The 22913-nt window shown below is 38.9% G+C and carries 19 protein-coding genes and 1 pseudogene; 5 read left to right on the top strand and 15 right to left on the bottom strand.

All coding sequences use genetic code 11. The features are described from left to right. Positions 1-26: 26 nt before the first annotated feature. From FW754_RS08430 to FW754_RS08410, 5 genes are all read right to left on the bottom strand, one after another. On the bottom strand, positions 27-1694 hold the full coding sequence (locus tag FW754_RS08430) for an ATP-binding cassette domain-containing protein (protein ID WP_446324376.1): 1668 nt from the start codon (positions 1692-1694) through the stop codon (positions 27-29). Then, the gene (locus FW754_RS08425; protein WP_419347957.1) at positions 1669-2682 is read right to left on the bottom strand and encodes an ABC transporter permease; all 1014 of its coding nucleotides are present in this window, start codon (positions 2680-2682) and stop codon (positions 1669-1671) included. Before FW754_RS08425 ends, FW754_RS08430 begins: the two co-directional genes overlap by 26 nt. Then, positions 2682-3746, bottom strand: coding sequence for a microcin C ABC transporter permease YejB (locus tag FW754_RS08420; RefSeq protein WP_446324375.1), 1065 nt, complete (start codon positions 3744-3746; stop codon positions 2682-2684). The genes FW754_RS08425 and FW754_RS08420 overlap by 1 nt, the downstream gene beginning before the upstream one ends. Positions 3747-3817: 71 nt before the next feature. After that, a complete protein-coding gene (locus FW754_RS08415) occupies positions 3818-5629 on the bottom strand; it encodes an extracellular solute-binding protein (protein ID WP_446324374.1) in 1812 nt (603 codons plus the stop codon). A gap of 136 nt (positions 5630-5765) precedes the next feature. Beyond that, positions 5766-9104, bottom strand: coding sequence for a LysM peptidoglycan-binding domain-containing protein (locus tag FW754_RS08410; RefSeq protein ID WP_446324373.1), 3339 nt, complete (start codon positions 9102-9104; stop codon positions 5766-5768). 216 nt (positions 9105-9320) lie between these two features. Here FW754_RS08410 and dnaQ point away from each other — a divergent pair, with 216 nt between their 5' ends. The 3 genes from dnaQ (at position 9321) to nudC (ending at position 13350) form a co-directional block, all read left to right on the top strand. Beyond that, entirely contained in the window at positions 9321-10823 is a 1503-nt protein-coding gene (dnaQ, locus tag FW754_RS08405) for a DNA polymerase III subunit epsilon (RefSeq protein WP_446324372.1), read from the top strand. A 127-nt stretch (positions 10824-10950) separates the two neighbouring features. Further along, positions 10951-12594, top strand: a complete 1644-nt coding sequence (locus tag FW754_RS08400; protein ID WP_446324371.1) for a chemotaxis protein — start codon at positions 10951-10953, stop codon at positions 12592-12594. Next, positions 12595-13350: an NAD(+) diphosphatase gene (gene nudC / locus FW754_RS08395; RefSeq protein WP_409511043.1), complete on the top strand. Its 756-nt coding sequence runs from the start codon at positions 12595-12597 to the stop codon at positions 13348-13350. A gap of 124 nt (positions 13351-13474) precedes the next feature. On the opposite strand, the gene FW754_RS08390 is transcribed toward nudC, so the two are convergent. From FW754_RS08390 to FW754_RS08380, 3 genes are read right to left on the bottom strand one after another with little or no spacing between them, the layout of a single operon-like run. Then, a complete protein-coding gene (locus tag FW754_RS08390; protein WP_446324370.1) occupies positions 13475-14359 on the bottom strand; it encodes an alpha/beta hydrolase in 885 nt (294 codons plus the stop codon). A 3-nt stretch (positions 14360-14362) separates the two neighbouring features. Beyond that, complete coding sequence (locus FW754_RS08385) at positions 14363-15058, bottom strand: BON domain-containing protein (protein ID WP_409511041.1); 696 nt, start codon at positions 15056-15058, stop codon at positions 14363-14365. A gap of 60 nt (positions 15059-15118) precedes the next feature. Then, entirely contained in the window at positions 15119-15532 is a 414-nt protein-coding gene (locus FW754_RS08380; RefSeq protein ID WP_409511083.1) for a YraN family protein, read from the bottom strand. A 218-nt stretch (positions 15533-15750) separates the two neighbouring features. Between FW754_RS08380 and rsmI the strand changes: the two genes are divergently transcribed. Beyond that, complete coding sequence (rsmI, locus tag FW754_RS08375) at positions 15751-16590, top strand: 16S rRNA (cytidine(1402)-2'-O)-methyltransferase (protein WP_409511040.1); 840 nt, start codon at positions 15751-15753, stop codon at positions 16588-16590. A gap of 85 nt (positions 16591-16675) precedes the next feature. On the opposite strand, the gene FW754_RS08370 is transcribed toward rsmI, so the two are convergent. The 3 genes from FW754_RS08370 to FW754_RS08360 all read right to left on the bottom strand — a co-directional run bounded on the left by FW754_RS08370 (position 16676) and on the right by FW754_RS08360 (position 19558). Further along, on the bottom strand, positions 16676-16930 hold the full coding sequence (locus tag FW754_RS08370; RefSeq protein ID WP_409511039.1) for a hypothetical protein: 255 nt from the start codon (positions 16928-16930) through the stop codon (positions 16676-16678). Between the two features lie 181 nt (positions 16931-17111). Further along, positions 17112-18353 (bottom strand): FAD-dependent monooxygenase, encoded by a 1242-nt coding sequence (locus FW754_RS08365; RefSeq protein ID WP_409511038.1) that lies wholly within the window; start codon positions 18351-18353, stop codon positions 17112-17114. Further along, the gene (locus FW754_RS08360; RefSeq protein ID WP_446324369.1) at positions 18350-19558 is read right to left on the bottom strand and encodes an FAD-dependent oxidoreductase; all 1209 of its coding nucleotides are present in this window, start codon (positions 19556-19558) and stop codon (positions 18350-18352) included. Before FW754_RS08360 ends, FW754_RS08365 begins: the two co-directional genes overlap by 4 nt. A gap of 172 nt (positions 19559-19730) precedes the next feature. Here FW754_RS08360 and FW754_RS08355 point away from each other — a divergent pair. Continuing rightward, positions 19731-20137 (top strand): annotated as a pseudogene (locus tag FW754_RS08355) (ASCH domain-containing protein). 32 nt (positions 20138-20169) lie between these two features. On the opposite strand, the gene FW754_RS08350 reads toward FW754_RS08355, so the two are convergent. From FW754_RS08350 to FW754_RS08335, 4 genes are all read right to left on the bottom strand, one after another. Then, a complete protein-coding gene (locus tag FW754_RS08350; protein ID WP_409511036.1) occupies positions 20170-20460 on the bottom strand; it encodes a DsbA family protein in 291 nt (96 codons plus the stop codon). A 130-nt stretch (positions 20461-20590) separates the two neighbouring features. Then, entirely contained in the window at positions 20591-20716 is a 126-nt protein-coding gene (locus FW754_RS08345; protein ID WP_419347929.1) for a hypothetical protein, read from the bottom strand. A 125-nt stretch (positions 20717-20841) separates the two neighbouring features. Beyond that, positions 20842-22161: a Xaa-Pro aminopeptidase gene (gene pepP / locus FW754_RS08340; protein WP_446324368.1), complete on the bottom strand. Its 1320-nt coding sequence runs from the start codon at positions 22159-22161 to the stop codon at positions 20842-20844. A gap of 104 nt (positions 22162-22265) precedes the next feature. Next, complete coding sequence (locus FW754_RS08335; protein WP_409511033.1) at positions 22266-22898, bottom strand: UPF0149 family protein; 633 nt, start codon at positions 22896-22898, stop codon at positions 22266-22268. Positions 22899-22913 lie beyond the last annotated feature (15 nt).

Below are 22913 nucleotides of genomic sequence, written 5' to 3'. Positions count from 1 at the left end.
TGTTTGTCAAATTGAAAAGTGCAGTATTAATAGAGACTCGCTTTAATCAATCGTTGCGTATATTCATGTAAAGGCTTTTCAAATAACGATTCCGTGTCTTGAAACTCCACCACTTCCGCATCACGTAATACCATGACTTTCTGACACAAGGCACGTACAACATGTAAATCATGGCTAATCAACAAATAACTCATTTGGTCTTGCAGTTGTAATTTTCTCAATAGACGAATCATTGAACCTTGCGTACTTTGATCCAATGCCGAGGTTGGCTCATCTAAAATAAGTAACTTCGGCTTTAAGACCAATGCCCGAGCCAATGCCACACGCTGTCTTTGCCCACCCGACAATTCACTGGGATAACGCAAACGAAATGCTGTTGAAAGCTCTACACGTTGCAAAACATCATCAATCTGCGCATCAACATCCTGCATTTTTGGATTACGTAATGCTAAACCTTCTGCAATTAACTGTTCCACATTCATGCGAGGATTTAAACTTGAAAATGGATCTTGAAACACAATTTGAAAATCGGCACGTAAAGGACGTAATTTACGCTCTTTAAGTTTATTCAAATCTTGATTGACTAAATAAATCTGACCTGAACTTTCAATCAAACGTGCTACAGCCAAGGCAAGTGATGATTTTCCTGCACCACTTTCACCCACAATGCCAACACTTTCACCTTGCTTTAGGCGTAAGTTGAGTGGCTCTACAGCAACCACATAATCTTTGATCCGATTGAGTAAACCTGTCTTTATTGGAAATCTAACCCCAACCTTTTCTAAAGTCAGGATACGTTCTGCATTTTCGGGTAATGCATTAGGTAGTCCATAATCATGATCAAGTAAGTGTTGTGTATAGTCCGATTTTGCATGCTGAAAAATGTGCTGAACTGAACCTTGTTCTTCAATAACACCTTGATGCATCACAATGACATGATTGGCATATCGATGAACAAGATTCAAATCATGGCTAATCAAAATCAATGCCATTTTTTTGTTCAATACCAACAATTGCAATAAATTCAATACATGTGCTTGTGAGGTTACATCTAAAGCCGTCGTCGGCTCATCTGCAATAATAATGTCAGGTTCAGTTGCCAATGCCGCCGCAATCATCACACGCTGACGCTCACCACCTGACAATTCATGCGGATAACGTTTCAATAGAAATCCAGCATCTTCAAGTCCAACATCTTGCAACAATGCAACTGACTTTTTGCGTGCCTGTTCTTGTGTTAAACCCGATAATATTAGTACTTCACCGACAATTTTCTCTACACGATGCAATGGATTGAGTGCTGTCATCGGCTCTTGAAAAATCATTGCAATTCTTTGACCGCGAAGTTGTCTAAGCTCAACATCATTCAGCTGTAAAACATCCTGGACTAGATCTTTATTTGAACTTTGACTTTGATTTAAATCTAGATTGTGATAATTAATCTTTCCCGAGGCTTTCAAGCCATTCGGCAATAAATTCAGCATCGCCAAAGCCGTTAATGATTTTCCTGAACCACTTTCTCCTACAATGGCTAATATTTCATTACTATGCAAATCAAAATTTAGGTTCTGTACCAACATTTGTTGTTGATATTGAATACTTAAATGCTCAACTGATAAGAGTTTTTCTTTGATTGGTTCAGCATTTGGTGTACTCACTTGATTTGTTTTAGTGTTGTCGTGGATCGAATGCATCTCGTGCTGCCTCTCCAATATAAATGAGTAAAGAAAGCACCAAAGCCAAAGTAAAAAATCCAGACAATGCTAGCCACGGTGCATTTAAATTATTTTTTCCTTGTAGCAATAACTCACCAATTGATGCTGAACCCGGTGGTAAGCCATAACCAAGAAAATCAAGCGCCGTTAGTGCTGTAATATTTGCAGTCAACATAAATGGAATTTGTGATAATGCCGAACTCATGGCGTTGGGTAAAATATGCCGAAACATAATCACGTGGTCACGTACACCGAGCGCTCGTGCTGCACGAACATAATCCAAATGACGTGCCCGTAAAAATTCGGCACGTACCAAACCAACTAAGGATGACCATCCGAAAAGCAACATAATCACAAAAAGCCAATACACGTTGGGGGTCAAAATACTCACCAAAACCATGACCATAAACAGTGTCGGCAAGCCACCCCAAACTTCAATAATACGCTGCCCAATCAGATCGACCCATCCTCCATAATAGCCTTGAATTGCACCGACACAGATTCCAATCAAAGAGGCAAGTAAGGTCAAACCTAAACCAAAGAGCAAAGACACACGCAAACCGTAGAGTAAACGCGCCAAAACATCTCGTCCTTGATCATCTGTACCGAGCCAATTTTGTGCTGATGGTGCAGAAGGTACAGGTACATCGAGTGCCAAATTAGGCGTTTGATCTGCGTATGGAATCAGTGGCCATATCATCCAACCTTTGGCTTCAACGAGTTGTTGTACAGCAGGATCTTTATAATCAGCTTCAGTTTCAAAAACCCCATCAAATGTTGTTTCAGGGTAAGCTTTAACAATCGGAAAATAATACTGCTGATCATATTTAATCAAAATCGGCTTATCATTAGCGATCCATTGCACAGCCAATGTGGCAATAAAAATCAACATAAATAGGATAAAACAACCAAAACCTAATTTATGCTGTCGAAATCTTTGAAATCGAGCGCTCATTAAAGGTGACATTATTTTGCACCCCAAAGATCAAAGCTAATGCGTGGATCAATAATTTGATACAGCACATCACCCACTAAACGAAGTAACAAACCAACCAGAGTAAAAATAAATAAAATACCAAAAATGACTGGATAATCTCGTTGTTGAATCGCCTCAAAACCGAGCAAACCTATGCCATCAAGATTAAAAATAATTTCAATAAAAACATTGCCCATCAAAAAAATACCCACTAAAGCTTCGGGTAAACCTGCGATGACAACGAGCATTGCATTGCGAAAGACATGCCCATACAACACACGATTTTCAGACAAGCCTTTTGCGCGCGCAGACACCACATAAGGCTTATGCATTTCTTCTATAAATGAGTATTTGGTCAAATACGTTAAGCTAGCAAAACCGCCCAACAACATCGTCAACAATGGTAAAGCCATATGCCAAAAGTAATCGGTAATTTTTCCAATCAAGCTTAGGGATGCAAAATTTTCAGAGACTAAACCCTGTAGCGGAAACCATTGAAAATATGATCCACCTGCAAAAAATACAATCAGTAAGACCGCAAAGACAAAGACCGGCACTGCATAGCCCACTGCAAGCAGTAAAGATGTTGTACGATCAAATACCGTACCATGTAAGCGTGCTTTACGAATACCAAGTGGAATAGAAATCAGATAAATCAGCAAGGTACTCCACAGTCCAAGCGATATGGTCACAGGCATTTTCTCCATAATCAATGCCGTGACCGTTTTATCCTTAAAAAAACTCGTACCAAAATCAAAATGCATGTAGCCTTTTAACATCAGCCAAAAGCGTTCATGCATCGGTTTATCGAAGCCATATTGCGCTTCAATTTTAGCGATCATGTCATCACTTAACCCCTGCCCACCACGATAATGGCTATCACTGATACCACTCAAAGTACCTTGTTGTGCCATTCCTTGAAAATTTTCAGCCTGATGAACAGCTTGCTCCACAGGTCCACCGGGTGCAATTTGAATCACCACAAAATTAATCAATAATATTGCCAACAATGTCGGAATAATCAACAGTAGTCTTTTTAAAATATATTGACTCATAATGACCTACTTTGCATGGTTTCGTATCAAGACATCACCTGATGATAGATTCAACGTATAGCTGACTTAATTTATGGTTTACGCAGATAACGGCTCACTTTTTGAGCCTGCATCGCATCGACCCACCAATAATCAAGCCCAATAGACAGTCGCGCTTGCCGACTTGGTTGCTGATAGATATTCCAATACGCCAACCATGTCTTATCTTTTGCCCCAGTGAGAATTTGATAATAGCCCGAACGTAACAAACGATCGAGAATTTTAGTTTGAATAATCAATTGTTGCCGATTCGGTGCATCAATCACCTCTTGTATTGCTTGATCAATTACAGCATTGCGAATACCTGCATAATTGTAATTACCGACCTCATTTGCAGCATGACTGCCCCACATCTGCATCTGCTCATTACCAGGCGTCAACGATTGTGGCATTTCATTCATGGTCATATCAAAATCGGCTTTACGTTTCCTTTCCAAATATTGAGGGACATCAACCTGACGAATACTGACTGAAATTCCTAACTTCTTCAAATTGCGTACAAATGGAATAACACTCTGTTGCGGTTTTTCAGGATCAAGTAAAAATTCGATACGAATGGGTTTATTTTTCAGGTCGAGTAATAATCCATTGTGATAACGATAACCTGCCTTAAGCAAAATCTGTCGAGCTTCAAGTAAGTTTTTACGGTTAAAACCACTTGCATCACTTACAGGCGCTTTCCATTCTGCAAGTACAGCCTGACGCTGTACAGGATTCAGGCGAGGCAAAATAGGTTTTAAAAATAACATTTCAGTAGGGCTAGGCGTACCTGTTGCTGCTAATTCACTATTTTGAAAATAACTTTGTAACCTTTGATATTGACCATAAAACAACGCCTTATTCATCCATTCAAAATCATAGGCATAACTGATTGCCTGACGAAAATGAATATCATTGAATGGACTGCGACGATTATTCATCACAAAAGTCTGCGTTGCGACAGGTTTGGCTGTTTTGATTGCTATTTTTTTTACCATGCCTGCTGTTACCGCAGGAAAGTTGTAGCCTGTGACCCACGTTCGTGTAAATAACTCTTCATGCAAAGTATATTGCCCCGATTTAAATCCCTCAAAGGCAACCTCGTTATTACGATAATACACATAAGTCAATGTATCGAAATTATAGCGACCCATATTGACTGGCAAAGTACGCCCCCAATAATTAGGGTTACGCTTATAGCGAATACTGCGCCCAGCATCAATACGATCTATCACATAAGGTCCTGAACCTAAAATCGGTTGCAAAGTCGCTTTACTAAAATCACGTTTTTTCCACTCTGCACTCGAATAAATTGGCAAAGTCGCAACAATCCGCGGCATTTCAACATTTTTATTATTTTTAAAAGTCATTTTCACTGTATATTTTGAGATGACTTCGGTTTTCACTAAGTCAGATAAATACATCTGCAAACCCAAATTCGATTTTTGCTGATATAAATCAAAAGTATACTTCACATCTTCAGCCGTCAATGCCATGCTATTACTAAAACGTGCTTGAGGATTTAAATGAAAAATAATGTCTTTAGGTTGATTGACATCAAAAGTTACACGCTCCGCCAATAGCGGGTACAAAACACCCGGTTCATCTAATGATGGATCCATCAAAGTATCAAATAAATAATTAACACCCTGCGTTTCAGTACCTCGCCCATTCATACTGTTTAAATTGTCAAAAGTTCCCTGACTCGCTCGGCTCAGTGCTCCACCTTTGGGCGCAGTCGCATTGGCATAAGGCATAACTTTAAGATGTGTATATTTCGGCTGCGTGTGCGTGGCAATATAAGGCATAGTCTGCACAGCTGACCATGTCAATGGACTTAATAGTGCAAGGAATATACCTAGCATATATTTAACATCCTGTTGCCTTAAACCACACATTTGCATCAACTGGGTTTCCTTTTCCTTATATAAACAAATACAGCGCATTTCAAATGCGCTGTATTTTGAGCTTTATTTCAGATGTTGTGAATAGATCATTCACTCAATTCGGAACTTTAATTACTGCGCCTAAACGTAAAGGTGAATTTGGCTTCAAATCATTCATTTCAGCCAAAGTACTCACATCCATATTATATTTTGAAGCAAGACGGATCAGTGAGTCACCACTACGAACTTTATATTCAGTCACCGTTTTTGGTACTAAAATTTGCTGTCCACGCTGTAACCCTGCTTTTGCATTCAGGTCATTCAACTGTGCAAGTTGCTGAACAGGTATTCCCGTACGACTCGCAATAGCATTCAGTGAATCTCCCGCTTTTACTGTATACGCTTCAGTATTTTTACCTGCAACTTTTGAACTACTTTTTGCATTGGTTATTACTTCCTCTTTGTCTTTAGCCACTGCGGATTTATTGGGTAATTCCCCATCAGTTTTAAGGCGTTGCCCAACCTGAATTTGAGCTGTACGAGATAGACCATTTAAGTCAGCGAGAAAATTTAACTGTAAATGATACTTTTTCGCCACACTTGCAAGTGTATCACCAGATTTCACCACATAAATATCGCTCAGTTTTTCTTGCTTCGCTTTATCTTGTTTTGTACTGTCTTGTGTCGTCTTATCTTGTGTAACTTTTTCCTGTTTCGCTACTGTTTTAGAATGACCATCATCATTCAATTTAAGCTTCTGCCCAACAAATAAACCCGCATTGGTATTGATATTATTCCAATCGGCAACTTGACTTACAGACAAATTATACTTTGCCGCTACCGCAATCAGACTATCACCCGACTGCACGGTATAACTGTCAGGCATTACACTTCCTGCCGGAATTTTGAGTGTTTGACCCGCCATCAAACCTTTAGAGGTTGATAGATTATTTAAATCGGCAAGTTCAGATAATGTCATTTTAGACTGCATCGCAATACTTGAAAGCGTGTCACCACTTTGAACTTTATAACTTTCCGTTTTGAGCTGTGTGGTTTTATATTCGCTATCGGCTTTGACATCTTTAAACTTGGTCTGATCGACCACTTTAGATTCAAGTTTAGCTGTACTGTCTTTCGCGACCTCATTTAAAGGAACATTAATTTTTTGCCCAACCATCAAGCTACTGTTTGCAGATAATCCCGATGTTAAGTCAGCAAGTTCTTGATTAGACAATGCATAACGATCTGCGATGAGTTTTAAATATTCACCACGTTGTACGGTATAAGTTTTGGTCTTAATTTTAGCTGCTTGTTTAGTCGAATGTGTCTCATTTGTCTGAGCTTTTGTCGGCTCTGCTTTTTTAGCAGATGCAATAAGATTTAACTTCTGCCCAACCAATAAGTTACTTGTAACTGTCAAGTTATTCATATTGGCTAAATCAGAAACACTTAAGCCAAATTGCTCAGCAACGCCTGTCAGACTATCATTGGGTTTAACCACATAAGAGCTTAACTTCGGATCAACTTTTTTAATGACTTCCGAAGTATCTACTTGTGGTTTTGCATCATATAAATATAGCGTTGTTCCCACATACAGTGTTGTACTTGGATCGACTTGGTTCCATTTGGCAACATCACGCCAGTTCACACCATTTTTTAATGCAATAGTTGCTAAAGTATCTCCAGGTAAAACAATATAAGTACTACGTTTTCCTTTTGGTGGTACGACAACTACATCACTATCTGTTTTAGTGAACGTTTTACCTTGATTTAGCTTCGCTTCTTCAGGTGTTACTACATTTGCTTCTGCTAAACCTTTCGGGTAAGCAAAACCAACTGTAACTTCCTGACCTTTTTGCTGTGCAACCGACTGACTTGTTTGAATTGCTGTGAGCTTAATTTTGCCATCAGCAGGATCAACGACTTCTGTACCTTGTGGTGCAAGTGCTGTCAGTTCACGTACCACCGCTTCTCTTTCAGCTTGAGTTGGCTGCGGTTCAAGAACTTGTTTAACAGACTCTTTCAAGCCTTCAGCTTTAACAGCTTCCTGAATTTGCTTTATTTCTTGACTTGAAATCGGCGGCTCAACTCTCACCGGTTGAATATTTTTAGCTTGCGTTACAGCAACAGGAATACGTGGCGCGCTCGGAATATCAGCATTAGATGCAAAATTTGCTAAAGCATTAGCACCCTGAGGGGTATTTTTTAATGTTGTAATGGCGTTTGTTGTTATTGGGTTGGTTGGGGCTGTTGTTGTCGCAGGGCGTGTCGTCACACTAGCTGTCGTTGATGAGTTCAATGACGGAGGTGTCATTTTTGAAGGCGTAATTGTTTGTGTCAATGTGTTTGATGACTGCGTGGTCGCTGTAGGTACAGACGTTGCCCACAATCCTCCTGATGATGCGGACAATGTACGTAATTTTGCATCGACTGAAGGATTAACATCAGCAGGAATTAAAATACGCATTGTGCTTGATGCATCGACCACTTCACCACGATGACCAGGATTTAATTGATACAACTCAGCACGGCTTAAACCAACACTCGCAGCAATCTGATTTAGGGATGATCCTGGTGCAACTGCTACTTCACGGAAATGCGGACGGTTAGCAATAGGTGGTAAACTCACCCCATAATTTGAGGGTGTTTTAATAATTTGTGCAACTGCCAAGAAACGTGGTACATAATTCATGGTTTCTTGCGGTAATTTTAAAGACCAATAATCAGTTGGCAAACCTGCCGCTTGATTTCGGTTAATCGCCTGTTGAATTCGTCCTGGTCCCGCATTATAAGCCGCAAGTGCCAGCTCCCATGAACCAAACTGATTGTATAAACTACCTAAAAACTCATAGGCTGCACGTGTTGATTCAACAACATCACGGCGACCATCATAAGCCGTATTTTGTTTTAAGCCGTAAATCTTTCCTGTACTGGGAATAAACTGCCACATCCCTGCAGCCGCTGCACTACTCGTTGCAGCTGGATCATATGAACTTTCAATGACTGGGAGTAATGCCAGCTCAGTCGGTAAACCACGACGCTCTGCTTCTTTTACCGTGTGATACAAATAACGACTCGCTCGTGCGCTTAAACGATCGATATAAGGCTGACGTGAAATAAACCAACTACGCTGTGCTTCAATACGAGAATCCCAACGATTTTCATCCATTTTAAAACCCACTGTCATGCGCTTCCACACATCACCATGTTTTAAAATCAAGAGACGATCACCCTCTACTGCACGCATATCGGTTGCAGAAAGTAAGTCTTCAAGTGAATCTAAACTATTGGCATCCAACATTCCTAACTGTTTGGAAGATTGGACTTTGCCTGTATTTGGGGTTGAGGAACAACCTGTCGCTAAACCTAATGCTGCCAATGCAGACGTTAAAAGCGAAAATTTGAAAATATTTGGAGCAGAGGGCTGCCACACTGCTGTGGTTGGTTTAGACATACAGGATTCCGAACAACGCATAGTAAATTATTTTATAAAAGCCATTTTAATTGAGCACCCAATACAAACAAGGCACGAAGTGCATGCAATTTGCATATAAATGTTACAAGAAATTAAAAAAAACCGAGATCGGGCACTGAAATCGCCGATTTGCGTATACAATAAATTCTTCAACCCCGATGTTCAACTCTTAAATTTAATTCGTTGGTCCAAACTATGTCTGAAACAATTACGCTTTATGTCGATGGTGCATGTAAAGGCAATCCTGGCTTAGGGGGGTGGGGTGCGTATATCATTACTGAAACAGCAGAGCATAAATTGTGTGGTGGTGAAGTTGAAACTACCAATAATCGTATGGAGTTGACCGCAGCCATTGAAGGAATTGCATTTTGCCCGACCAACGCAAAACTCATCTTATGGACAGATTCTAACTATGTAAAACGTGGCATTACCGAATGGATTCAAGGTTGGAAAAAGAAAAATTGGAAAGATGTTAAAAATCCCGATCTTTGGAAAAAGTTAGACCAAACTTGCCAAGGTCGTGATATTGAATGGAATTGGATTAAAGGTCATGCAGGTCATCCAGGCAATGAAATGGCAGATCAATTGGCAAATTTAGGCGTAGAAAAAACCGTAGAACAAATGAAAAAAGGTGGTTTAACACAATCCATTTTACCAAGTACCTTAGTCTCAAGCATTGAAACTGTCCCATCTGAGCAAGCAAGTGTTGACGCTAAAAAAAAAGCTGAACAAGATTGGTTACTCGACGATCCCTTCGGCTTCGATTTGATGGAATCCGAACCTGAGGAAGAGTTATCCAATATAGAAATAGAAACACATACATCAATTGAATTTGATGGTGTTACGCATACCCATACCATGAATAATCACGCTGCAACAACAGAATCCCCCCCATCAAGCATTCAACATAATATGACTGACATTCAACCAACAACGACAATAAAGAATATGACCGAGTTACATCCGCAAATTGTGATTACCCCTGCGACAAAAAATTTACAAGGAACTCGCCAACTCATTTTAGATACGGAAACTACAGGTTTCTATTTTCAAGATACTGACCGTATTATTGAGGTCGGTGCAATTGAAATGATCAATCGCAAGCTGACAGGCAGTTCAATTCATATTTATATCAATCCTGGAAAAGAAGTCGGTGACTCTGAACGAATCCATGGTATTACGGATGAGTTTTTAACAGATAAACCAAAATATGATGAAATTGCACAAGGTTTATTTGACTATTTAAAAGGTGCAGAAATCATCGCGCATAACGCAACCTTCGATATGAACTTCCTTGACATGGAGTTTAAACGTAGTGGTTTTCAGGCGTTATCGGAGGTTTGTGTAGTCACAGACACTCTTGCGATGGCGAAAAGTAAACATCCGGGACAGAAAAACTCATTAGATGCTTTAGTGCGTCGTTATGAGATTCCACAACGTGATCGTACGTTCCATGGTGCATTACTCGATGCTGAAATTTTAGCTGACGTTTATCTTGCAATGACAGGTGGACAGGTTTTATTAGACATTGATGCCCTCTCATCAAATCAAAATAACATGGAGCTTCAAGGTGAACGTAGAAATATTGATGTTTCTCTTTCAGTCATTACACCATCAAATGAAGAGCTTGAAGCACATGAGAACTGGATCAAAGAATTCCAAGAAAAACAGCATGAACCTTGCCTTTTTGCCAAATAAAATTTATTTTAACTGTGTATTTCTTCTGTAAAAGCTACAGACTTCAGTTATATTAAAACATAGAACAAATCCGTCTCATTTTGAGACTACAACAGAACATTTAAAGACTTAGGAAAGGTGCAGATCGATGTCTTACCAAACCTCAATACATTTTGACCCGACAGCATTATTAATAATTAAAAAGGAAGTCGACAATTCAATCCAATTGGTTGAATCTGCGGTCAGCAGTTTGGTCGAAGATCAAGCGTTGCCTTTTGGGATTGATGATGCATTAGCTCAATTTGAACAATGCGCTCAAGTACTCATGTTAATTGATATGCCAAGCCTTGCGCAAATTACAGCATACTGCGCAGAGCTCATGCGTAAAATCATGAAAGACCCTCGTGATATTCAAACACAGGATGTGATTGCACTGAGCGAAGGTACGACCATGCTGAAGCGTTATATCGAATTCAGTAGTTTACGCGAAGTTAAAGTTCCACAATTTTTAATTGATACGCTGAACCGCTTAGAAGTCTGTTTAGGCAAACCGCTGACCCAAGAAGGTCAAGCCATTGTTCCGCTACTTGATTGTATCAACCCTGGATTTGACTTACCTCAAGCACCTGAACTCGAAAAATCAGACTATGTGCATAAACTCTACAAAATCAGCCTCAAGAACTTACTTAAGCAAACTGAAACAAAGCTTGATTTACAAGGCATTAAATTGGTCGGTGCATATTTAGCCAACCTTTCTACTTCAACCCCATCAGCGCAATATTGGAATTTGGTTTACGTTGCATTTAATCAAATTGATGAATTGTTTATAAATGAAGCACGTTTAAGAACATTTATTTCTATTGAAACGCAAATGGCGAATTTCTTTAAAGATACAGCACATTACACACCAGCATTAAATGATGTTGCGAACGTTCTCAGTCTTTGTATTAGCCAAGATGATGAAACCTCACAAAGTATTCGTGAACAACTTCATGTCGGTGAAGACATATTGTCAGATGCTCAACTTCAAGTGTTTAGCCGCCATTTGTATGGTCCTGATCAAAATACCATTCACAGTGTAAGTAGTTTAGTCACTGAAGAAATGGCGCAAATCAGAAATGATATTGAATATAATTATCAGAATATGACTGAAGAAAAAGCACAAGAATTGAAAACTAAACTGCTTGATCTTGCTCATGTATTTAAAGTTTTAAATCTCAATGAAGCCTATATTGAATTAAAACAACAAGCTGATTTGCTGACTCAGTCCAATATGATCCAAAATGAGAACTATGCTCAGCAGTTGATGAATAGCATTTTGTCGGCAATGAATTCTATTGGTATTTTAGAGCGTAATTACAGTTCTAGCCGTTTACAGCTCCGTGTCAACAATATGAATATTTCACTTGATCGTCTTGATGAAGCACATGATATGCTTTTAACAGAGTCAAAAGTCCTAATCGATTTAAGTAGTCAAGCTTTGGTGACACAAATCAAAGATACTGAAAATGCCAACTTAGAAACAATTCCATCGCAACTCAAAGAAGTGAGTGGTGCATTATTATTTTTAGGTCAAAAAGAAGGTCATAAAGCTCTAATGCAAAGTGCTGAATTTTTACAGCAACAGCTTCAAAGCGAGCAAGTACCTAATACTGCACAAATCAATATCATTTTAGATGTTCTTGCGAGCGCAGATATGATGATTGATAATTTACAAAATAAACAACCTGTTCTTCAGTCTATGTTTGATGTCGCTTTACGTGGCAGTGAACAACTCAAATTGGTGGCGTAAATGTCAGAACTTTCACTTGCCTATATTTTTCATCGCCAACAATTATTAGTCGATGTGAACTTTCAACTGCCTCAAGTTGAAAAAATAGCAAGTGATTTGATTTTCAATGCGGGTGATCAAGTGATTGCCCGTGACTTACGTGCCGATGAAAGCATTCCTGAAGGCTTTCAATTGGTTTCTATTCGACAACTCATCAGTCAATGGACGAAAAGCCAATTTGAATCTGCAAGTCGTGCTGTACAACTTTTAGAATGGCGTCGTAACCATAAATTTTGTAGTCACTGCGGACATACGACAGAAATCCATCCAACTGAATATGCAATGGTTTGTCCTGCTTGTAATTATCATCAATACCCACGTGTTCAACCGTGTATTATCACAGTAATTACGCGTGGCGGTGATGAAGTCCTACTCGCAAAAAATGCAAAAAATACGAGTAATATGTATGGTCTCATTGCAGGTTTTGTTGAAGTCGGTGAAACGCTAGAAGAAGCTGTACAGCGTGAAACTTTAGAAGAAGTCGGCATCAAAGTTAAAAATGTGCAGTATTTGGCAAGTCAACCTTGGCCATTTCCAAGCAATCTAATGCTTGCATTTAAAGCAGAATATGAAAGCGGTGAAATTGTATTACAGGAAGAAGAAATCAGTGATGCAGAGTTTTTCAAATTTGACCAACTTCCTGAAATTCCATTTGCAGGCAGTATTGCACATTCAATGATTCAGCATGTCATTCACGGTAATCAAATGCCTGATTAAGTATATGAATCTATGCAAATCAATATTGTAATAAAAAAAGATGCTAAGACATCTTTTTTATTTTAAGGCTCTAAGTTTAAATCATGTTTTTTTAAAGGCTGATGTCTTTTAAAAAACACGCTACTCAATCATTCTTCATTGCTGAATCAAGTGCCTTGATCACAGCAGAGCGTGTTTGAAAGAAACGACTAAAGATGCTCGAAACACTACCCATAATCGACACATGCCCTGTTTTTGGAATAATCCGGACAACGCAATGATTACCCTGCTCTAGCAGTTTCTGTTGAAAATCATAGCTATTCTTTGGCTTCACCAATTGGTCATTTTCCGCCAAAAATAAATAGTGCTGAATATCATTTTTTTCCACAAAATAATATGGCATCACTTGTTGATAAGGCACTTGCTGATCAAATGCAGGTTCAGCCAATGGGTCACCTTTATAGTCAAAATGGTATGGCCCTGCGATACCAATCACGGTTTTAATTTTTTGACGAACATGACTTCCAAAATTCTGTGGATTATAAAGTAAGGACGTAATATTAAACGCCCCTGCAGAGTGCCCCATCAAGGCAATTTTCGTAGTTGAAACAGCCAATTTTTGTTGTTGCTGATCGAGAAACTCAAGTGCCAAAGCCAAGTCATCAACATAACGTGGAAACTTATGCTGTGGTGCGAGATGGTAATTAATTACGGCAACATCATAACCAAAACGAGCAAATGCCTCACCAACAAACCGATAATCTCGTTTATCACCATGACACCATGCACCACCATGTACAAAAACAATCAGCGGTCTATTTTGTCCTTGCTCAGAAATATACAAATCTAAGCGCTGACGTGCTTTTAATCCATAGGCAATGTTATGCTGAACCCGATAGCCTTTACTTGGAGTAAAACGATTAATTGCGGTACTACCGAAATCATAAATACGAAATCCCTCATAAGCATCTCGTAAATACGTATACTTTTGACCAAACTGTTGCTGTAAATACTGTATTGGATTAAACATAACTTATTGGACATTCGCTTCAGGTTCAACAGCATCAGGATCAATGGCTACAGGGGTCTGAATCATAGGTTGTGCAAGTACACCCCCTGTTGGCGATACAAATGATGATGCTTGGTTAGCATTATTCTCATCTACATTATCAATGAGCGTTACGATTTTTGTCACATTGCCAATTTTTTGTAGTACATCATTTAAATCATTCGATTCAGCCGTATTTAAGCGACCTAACACATACAACACGCCATCTTCCGTATGAATCATGACCTTATTGTCAGAAACAATAGGCGCTTTCATAATTAAACCACGTGTATTTGCAGTAACAGTCGTGTCTTGCATAATGGTGTTGTAGCTAATTTGATCACCAACTGTAATATAGTTATGTACAGTTTTTACATCACTCATTGAGCGTACATTGTCCTCGGCAAGTTGTTTTAAATGTGCATCAGGCACCTGACCTGTCAGTAAAACATTACTGTGAAAACTATTGATATTTACACGTGACTGTTTAAAGCGACTGTCTAATTTATATAAATTAATTTTTGCCGTACGATCAATTGAAGAATCAATAAATACTTGTCCTAGAGATCTCACACCACTGTCCGTACCCACAGGTGCTGAACCTGTACCACCCGCAATAAAGCTGGCACAACCTGATAAACTCACAACACAAAGCATGGTCATTACTATTTTATTCAACACTCAGCAAGACTCCTTCAATTCTATATCTCTTTGTTTTTTAGACAACTGCTCAATCGTTAATCACAGATTAATAAACTCTGTGTCCATTGTAAATGCATTTTCTATCCATTGCAGATCATACGTGTATTTGGAAAAGTCATACTGTACGTTTTTTGCAAATACTTGATGAAAATCAAAACAAAAAATATCAAAACGTAAATAAAACTCGTGAAATTGAGGGTTTTTCTCTAAAAAATACAAAACAGTCTTGATCATTTTTTGCTGTTTTGTCCATGTTACAGCTTCAACAGCAGTACCTCTTTGTGTTTTAGCTCGTGCTTTTACTTCAACAAATAGTAGCTCTTGCTGTTTGATTGCAATAATATCAATTTCACCATAACGACTATAAAAATTTTGCTCAATAATATCAAAACCGGCTTGTTTTAATTCAAATGCGGTCTGTTGCTCGCCCCATTGTCCCAATTGGTGTGAAATTGAGGCGATCTTTACAACAACTTCATTTTGATTTATTTGTTGCTCTTTGATATTTTTTGTCTTCGTCACTCTTATCATTAAAATACCTCTATATCCAACACCATTGAGAACCCATCTCACCATGATAATCAGGTAAAATACTCGGTCTACCATCTAAATTCGTGATATGCGAGTTTGATCTAATTTTTATCTTTCACTATTTCCCACGGAGAAATCTCATGAGTGCTCAATTATTTGTCGTTGCGACCCCCATTGGGCACATGGATGATATGACTTACCGTGCAATTGAAGTTTTAAAATCTGTTACGATTATTGCCGCAGAAGACACACGCCAATCTGCACATTTAATGAAGCATTATAATATCGCAACGCCATTGACTGCATGTCATGATCATAATGAAAGTAACAAAATTGATATACTGATTGAAACACTCAAAAGTGGCAAAAATATTGCGCTGATTAGTGATGCAGGAACACCATTGATTAGCGATCCTGGCTTTAAATTGGTTCGTGCAGCGCAAGAACATGGCATTCGTGTAACTCCTGTTCCAGGTGCATGTGCCGCGATTGCAGCGCTTAGTGCCGTTGGTTTGCCAAGTGATCGTTTTAGTTTTGAAGGCTTTTTATCATCAAAACAATCTCAGCGTTTGATTCAATTAGAAAAACTTAAACATGAAACGCAAACCATGATTATTTATGAAGCACCACATCGTATTTTAGACAGTGTCAAAGATATGGCGAATGTCTTTGGTGCAGATCGTCCTGTTGGTTTCGCTCGTGAAATTACCAAGACTTTTGAGACCATCAAGAAAATGACCTTAGGTGAATTAGTGAGCTTTATTGAAAGTGATCATCATCAACAAAAAGGTGAAATTGTTTTGGTGATTGGTGGTTCACCTGAAGAAAAAGATATGGATCAGGAAAAACTCGATAAATTATTATTACGTTTACTTGAAGATTTATCGGTTAAAGCGGCATCACAATTGGCGGCAGATTTAACTGGGATTAAGAAAAAAGTGGCGTATCAGCGAGCTTTGGAATTGACTGATAAAATTTAAAGCCAATACCAATCAATCTAAAATTTAAAAATAAAAAGCACCGAAATTTCGGTGCTTTTTGCAATCACTTGCATGTTATTAGCGATTAGTCTTTTGCAGACTCATCAGGTGGCACTTCTGTAATGCGTCCACCACGGGCTAAAAATGCAGCGACTTCATCTTCCAATGCAGCACGTTGCTTGAGCTTTGCTGTTACTGTTAGCGTTTCTGCTTCTGCCAAATCAGAATCGCTTACCGTAGAGTCACTTGCAGCAGCACCTTTTTCAGCAGCTTGTGCTTCGTCATCATCGACAGCGCCACCTGTAGCGTCATCATCATAATCGTCATTTGCATCAGTCATATCTATTTTGACTCCCCAATAAATGATTTAAATCCATTCACCAAAATATGATGATTATTTATAGAGAAATGTAGCAAGCTCTACAGATTTCGACTAGAGGTTAATATAAAAAAAACGTATCTTTTTTGATCAAATTAGTAATTTTATTTCAATGACTGTTTAAAAAATATCACCAACAACATTAAATGGCATATTGTGTCTGTTTAAGACTCGATAATCCATTGGCTTGTGCCAAAAATAGCGCCTTCAATGTTGCCTGATTTTCCACCTGTTTTAGTCCAAAATTACGTGCCCAAACGAATGGGAACAATTCAGATGTTTCTATAAAACCGAGTGCTGACATACTATGCATCATGGCATCATTTTGACCTTTACGTTGATGTTCGTAACGCTTTAAAGTCTGTTCATGTGCCCAAACACCACGTTGTTTATCTTTGAGCAAGACATCGCAGAGTACCGCAGCATCAAGACAACCAATATTTACGCCCTGTCCTGCAAGTGGATGAATCACGTGTGCAGCATCACCAATCAAAGCCAAACCTGCTTTCACATAACGCTGCGCCGCACGTGCTTTGAGTGGGAATTTAGCACGCGGTGTCACCTCTAACACTTCACCAAGCATATGATGGCTTTCACGTGTCAATAATTGCATAAATTGTGCATCATTCAATGCTGAATATTCATCGGCATAATCATCAGGCAATGTCCACACAATCGAAATCCAATGTTCCGCTTGCTCGGCATTTAAACTTGCCATTGGTAAAAATGCCAATGGCCCTGTCGGTAGAAAAATTTGTCGTGCTACATATTGATGCGGCATTGTTGTACGAATCGCGCAACTTAAACCTGCTTGTTGATAATCAAGTACGTCCAATTCAATCATTGCCTGTTCACGAACAAATGAGTTTGCACCATCTGCACCAATCACTAGCTTAGTTTTAAGTGTCGTACCATCGGCAAGTTGAACAATCCAACAATGAACACCTTGTTCAACCCGTACCACTTTTACTTGTGTACGATAATCTTGAACCTGTTGTAGCATTTGCTGTTGAATCGCAAGATTCAAAATACTTGGCTCAACCATTGATCCTAAACTTTGTTCATCACTCGGCATTTTTTGCGAAGCTTGACCAAAATTAATTTCACCATAGCCATTTTTATTCCACACTTGCATGCCTGTATAGGGCATTTGACGAGCAAGTTTATCCCATACATTCACCGTCTTTAACAGATGAATAGTCGCCTGACTCAAGGCAAGTACACGTGGATTGGCTACTGATAAGACTTTTTCCGCATCCAAAATAGGGGCAGCATCCAAAACAGTCGCTTGTATACCACCTTTGGCAAGCAGTAATGCCGTTAAGCCACCAACTAAACCACCGCCAATAATCACCACATCGAGCATATCTACAGGCTTGTTCATGCTTTCAACCCCATCGCATAGCTTGCAACCAATGGTTTAAAGCCTGGAATAGTTTCAAAAGCAATGAGTCCTGAATTACGAATGAATTTCAGCACCGGATTTTGATTACTGAAGCCACGAACAACGGAATCGCAGAATTTGATCACACGTTTTTGATCGGTCAGGCGAGATTTTTCATAGTCTTGCAATACTTTTGCATCACCGACATCTGCATTTTTCTCAATTTGCTCTTTTAAATAGCGTACAAGCACATAAGCATCACGCATACACAGATTAAAACCTTGCCCTGCAACGGGATGAATGGTGTGTGCAGCATTACCCATAAGTACCACACGCCCAACTGCCTGCTTTTCTGCGAGTACTTGTGAAAGTGGGAAACTAAAACGCTTTCCAGTTTTTTGGAATTTTCCTGCACGATCACCGTAAGTCTGCTGCAAGGCATCAAGGAAATGTTGATCGTTTTCATCGCCCAACCATTCACCTTCAGTGCCTTTTTTTACAGGCCAGACCACTGAACGACGATATTCACCCGGTAATGGTAACAATGCCAACGGCCCAAGTGGACTAAAACGTTCAAAACCGACATGCTCATGTGGTTTTGAGGTTTGTACAGTCGTAACAATCGCCACTTGATCATAGTCATGCACGGATGCACCAATACCTAAGGCTTGACGGCAAAATGAATCTCGTCCATCTGCCGCAATGACCAATTTTGATTGTAACTTATGCGTATAGTCGCCACGTTTGGCTTCAATATATGCAAAATCGGTATCTTGTATCAGTGAGGTAACTTGTACGCCATCAATCAATTCAATTAAAGGTTGTTGTTTGACCTCAGTGAGTAAAACACGTCCTAACCATGCATTTTCAATGACTTGCCCAAAGCTTTCGATTTTTTCTTGGCCTGCTTTGAGTCGTGCTTTACCAAAGCCACCTTGTTCCGTAATATTGACTTCTAAAATGGGCGTTGCATGTTCTTGCAAGGCATTCCAAAGCCCTAATTCTTGGTAAATTTGTACACTACGGCGTGACAAAGCGCTATTTCTTGCATCAAAACTTGAATGGTACGGTGCAAGATTTGCATCATCATAATTGGGATACTTAATTGCTTCGAGCAATTTGACCGCAATATTGGTTTTTGCCAACATCAAAGCGAGACTCAATCCCACCATCCCACCACCAACAATGATGACTTCTTGTTGCATGTGTTAATCCTTTCTATTTTAGTATTGCATCACAATTTTTTTTGCGCCAATACGTATAATCTTGATTTATTTTATATTACATCAAGGTGGCTGGTTTTTATATTGAAATCGTTTTTTGTCGCCATTTTCGCACTCAATTCATACAAATTAAAATGTAAGACTGATATTTTAAATGCTCAATTTTCAACACAAATTTAAGGATGGAATTATTTTGATTTACAGTGCTTTATCAATTGTTGCTCCAAGTGGTGTGAAAATTATGAATGGTCTTAAAACTTTAGAAATTCGCTCCTGGCACCCCCTACACTTCCATTAAAAGATTTAGTAATTGTTGAAAACAACAACTTTTTAAACAAAGATTTTTTTGAGGAAGAAGGCTTAGCCATAGCACTTGTCGACATTGAATCTATACATAAATGGCAAGAAGATGAGATAGAAATAGCATGTGCTTCATATTGGGAGACAGGATATTATGCTTGGGTCATCACAAATATTCGCCCACTGCACAAACCAATAAAGACCATTGCTAAAAGAAAAATATATACAATCAACTTATCACTTGAATATCATTCAGAATAAAAATTATATTTACAAAAAAGCCAACTTAAAAATCAACTTAAGCGAAAATAATTAGACTTCAATGCCTGAATATACGCCAATATTTCTGTTATTTCGGTGTAATCGCCGCTATATTTCATACCATTAATATTAAATATATGCGTGCCATTGAAACCACTTTTTAATGCACCTCTCATGTCTTTTTTTATTTTTGTAATATATTTCGGATTACGAAGTAATTCTTCAAATTTTTCAGTATCTAAGCCCAATCGGCGTACATAACTGAGAAGATAAAAATCCTCTAACTTTGGTTTAGTTTGGTTTTCATACAAAATATCGTGCATTTCCCAAAACTAGCCCAAATCACCGACAACCTCAGCAGAAATTGCGCATGTAAAGCATGTGGATGGAAACTTAGCGGAAAATTTCTAAATATAAATTTTAATTGGTTGCCTAATGCTTACTGAGCTTGCTTCATAACAGGATACGCTTTGCCGCTATAAGGACATTCATAATCGCCATACATAACAAGTTCAACAAGTGAGTTGTATCGCCTTGAATATGGTCTTCAGCAGTGACGGGAATAAATAAAGTGGTCATTATTATTCCCTGCCCTATCTTTAGGAAATCTAAAATATCACAAAAAATTTAAGCCATTCACATCCATTCTTTCTTGCTATGTAATTTTATTCACACAATATTCCGTCACCACTTCAAAAGCATTTTTAAGATTGAGCCATCAATGCTTCAATATCATCAATTGATTTAACAACATTTTTAGTCAAAACGAGTGGCCCACTTGCTGTTGCAACCACATCATCTTCAATCCGAATGCCAATGCCACGCCATTTTTCATCGACCGACTCATCATCAGGCGCAATATACAAACCAGGTTCAACAGTTACAACCATACCTTCTTCGTAAGTACGATATTCGCCATCCAGTTTATACGATCCAACATCATGCACATCCATACCGAGCCAATGCCCTGTACCATGCATGTAGAATTGACGATAGCTGTCATCGGCGATAATACTTTCAAGAGTGCCCTGCATAATACCTAAATCAAGTAAACCTTGAACCAAAATTTGCACTGCAACACGATGTGGTTCTTTATAGTTATTGCCAATACGTATAGCATCAATTGCGGCGATTTGTGCATCCAAAACCACTTGATATAAGGCTTTTTGTTCAGGACTAAACTTGCCATTTACAGGGAATGTACGGGTAATGTCTGAGGCGTAAAGTTGATATTCACATGCTGCATCTATCAGCACCAAATCACCATCTTTCAACGGTTGATTATTTTCTACATAATGCAAAATACAGCCATTTCTACCACCACCGACAATGCTGTTATACGATGGTACGCAGCCATTTTTACCGAAGACATAATTTAGTTCGGCTTCAAGGGCATATTCCATCATGTTCGGTTGAACAGCTTGCATAGCGCGCGTATGTGCTTCCGCTGAAATATCAGAGGCAATTTGCATGAGCTGAATTTCTTTGGTGGATTTATGCAAACGCATTTCATCAAGTATACGATCTAACTGCTGAATTTCTGAGGGTACATCACCGCCACCACGGCTTTGCTGTTCTGCTTTTTGAATCCAACCAGTAATACGCGCATCAAAATCTGTACGTTGCCCCAATCGAGCATAAAGCTTTTGCTTATTTTTAAGTTTTTCTAGAATTTCTTCATCGAGCAAATCGATTGCACACGCTTCGTCTGCTTCATAGTCATCGACTGCACCATCAATACCTGCTCGATAACCATTCCAAATTTCCATTTCACGGTCGCGTTCACGACAAAAGAGTGTATAGACATATTCTTCACCACTTTCATCTGTTTCAATGGTTGCAACAGCTTCAGGCTCTGCAAATCCTGTCAGATAGAAGAAGCTACTGTCTGCACGGAATTTATAATCGGCATCTCGATTACGCATTACTTCAGGACTTGTTGCAATAATTGCAATACTGTTGGGACCCATTTGTTCAGCCAGGCGGTCACGACGTTCCTGAAAATCGGCTTGCGTTAAGTTCATGCACTATTCAGCTTATTTTTAATGATTAATAAAATTTAAGGAGAAAATGGATGCACTCGAAAGCACATCCATTTTAATAATACTAATTTGATATTTAGCTCAATTTAGCTTGGGCGATGAGGCGTAAACATTTCAACAACTGTTTGTGCTTCTGTTTCTGAAACAGTTTTAGCCGCTTTATTGTGAAAGTGTTGTAACAATGAACTTTCTAAAACAGGAATTTTTTTACGTCCCATTGACAATGAAACAGGAATCAAGCGAACAAATTCATACAATTCTTGATAGCTTTCTTCGCCTTCTTCATCATTGTCATCTTCATCAAATTCAACTGAAGCAACATCTTGTAAACTTTCGATCAACTCTTCTTCTTCCGCACGAATACGACCTGAAGCTAAACCAAAACCTAACACCACGCCCGCACACCAATCGGCTAGTGCTTGCACACGCTCTGAAAGTGTATGACTATCATCAGGAAGCATCGGCAAATAATCGAGTTCATCTTCAGATAATGAATGTGCAATGTCTTCTGCTTCTTCTGCAAGCATATTCACCGCATTTTCATCTAATGTAGGTACATCAAGCGTCGATAATATTTGTAACCATTCTTCACGGTTCGGCGATTCTGTCACACAAACTATACCTGTAAGTAAGCCATGTAACTCACTCGGGCTTGAAATTTCTTCAATCTCATCAAAATTTTGGTTCCAATCCGACCAACCTGAAATATCGTCTTGCATTCGCTTATCCAATCT

The organism is Acinetobacter sp. 1207_04 (assembly GCF_052850415.1).
Note: the sequence above shows the minus strand (reverse complement) of the source record. Positions and strands in the feature narration are given on the sequence as shown.

Excerpts from the sequence above, each read along its gene's own strand:
- FW754_RS08430 (WP_446324376.1), bottom strand. The coding sequence starts at position 1,694 with ATGCATTCGATCCACGACAACACTAAAACAAATCAAGTGAGTACACCA.
- FW754_RS08425 (WP_419347957.1), bottom strand. The coding sequence starts at position 2,682 with ATGTCACCTTTAATGAGCGCTCGATTTCAAAGATTTCGACAGCATAAA.
- FW754_RS08420 (WP_446324375.1), bottom strand. The coding sequence starts at position 3,746 with ATGAGTCAATATATTTTAAAAAGACTACTGTTGATTATTCCGACATTG.
- FW754_RS08415 (WP_446324374.1), bottom strand. The coding sequence starts at position 5,629 with ATGCTAGGTATATTCCTTGCACTATTAAGTCCATTGACATGGTCAGCT.
- FW754_RS08410 (WP_446324373.1), bottom strand. The coding sequence starts at position 9,104 with ATGTCTAAACCAACCACAGCAGTGTGGCAGCCCTCTGCTCCAAATATT.
- dnaQ (WP_446324372.1), top strand. The coding sequence starts at position 9,321 with ATGTCTGAAACAATTACGCTTTATGTCGATGGTGCATGTAAAGGCAAT.
- FW754_RS08400 (WP_446324371.1), top strand. The coding sequence starts at position 10,951 with ATGTCTTACCAAACCTCAATACATTTTGACCCGACAGCATTATTAATA.
- nudC (WP_409511043.1), top strand. The coding sequence starts at position 12,595 with ATGTCAGAACTTTCACTTGCCTATATTTTTCATCGCCAACAATTATTA.
- FW754_RS08390 (WP_446324370.1), bottom strand. The coding sequence starts at position 14,359 with ATGTTTAATCCAATACAGTATTTACAGCAACAGTTTGGTCAAAAGTAT.
- rsmI (WP_409511040.1), top strand. The coding sequence starts at position 15,751 with ATGAGTGCTCAATTATTTGTCGTTGCGACCCCCATTGGGCACATGGAT.
- FW754_RS08370 (WP_409511039.1), bottom strand. The coding sequence starts at position 16,930 with ATGACTGATGCAAATGACGATTATGATGATGACGCTACAGGTGGCGCT.
- FW754_RS08365 (WP_409511038.1), bottom strand. The coding sequence starts at position 18,353 with ATGAACAAGCCTGTAGATATGCTCGATGTGGTGATTATTGGCGGTGGT.
- FW754_RS08360 (WP_446324369.1), bottom strand. The coding sequence starts at position 19,558 with ATGCAACAAGAAGTCATCATTGTTGGTGGTGGGATGGTGGGATTGAGT.
- FW754_RS08350 (WP_409511036.1), bottom strand. The coding sequence starts at position 20,460 with ATGCACGATATTTTGTATGAAAACCAAACTAAACCAAAGTTAGAGGAT.
- FW754_RS08345 (WP_419347929.1), bottom strand. The coding sequence starts at position 20,716 with ATGACCACTTTATTTATTCCCGTCACTGCTGAAGACCATATTCAAGGC.
- pepP (WP_446324368.1), bottom strand. The coding sequence starts at position 22,161 with ATGAACTTAACGCAAGCCGATTTTCAGGAACGTCGTGACCGCCTGGCT.
- FW754_RS08335 (WP_409511033.1), bottom strand. The coding sequence starts at position 22,898 with ATGCAAGACGATATTTCAGGTTGGTCGGATTGGAACCAAAATTTTGAT.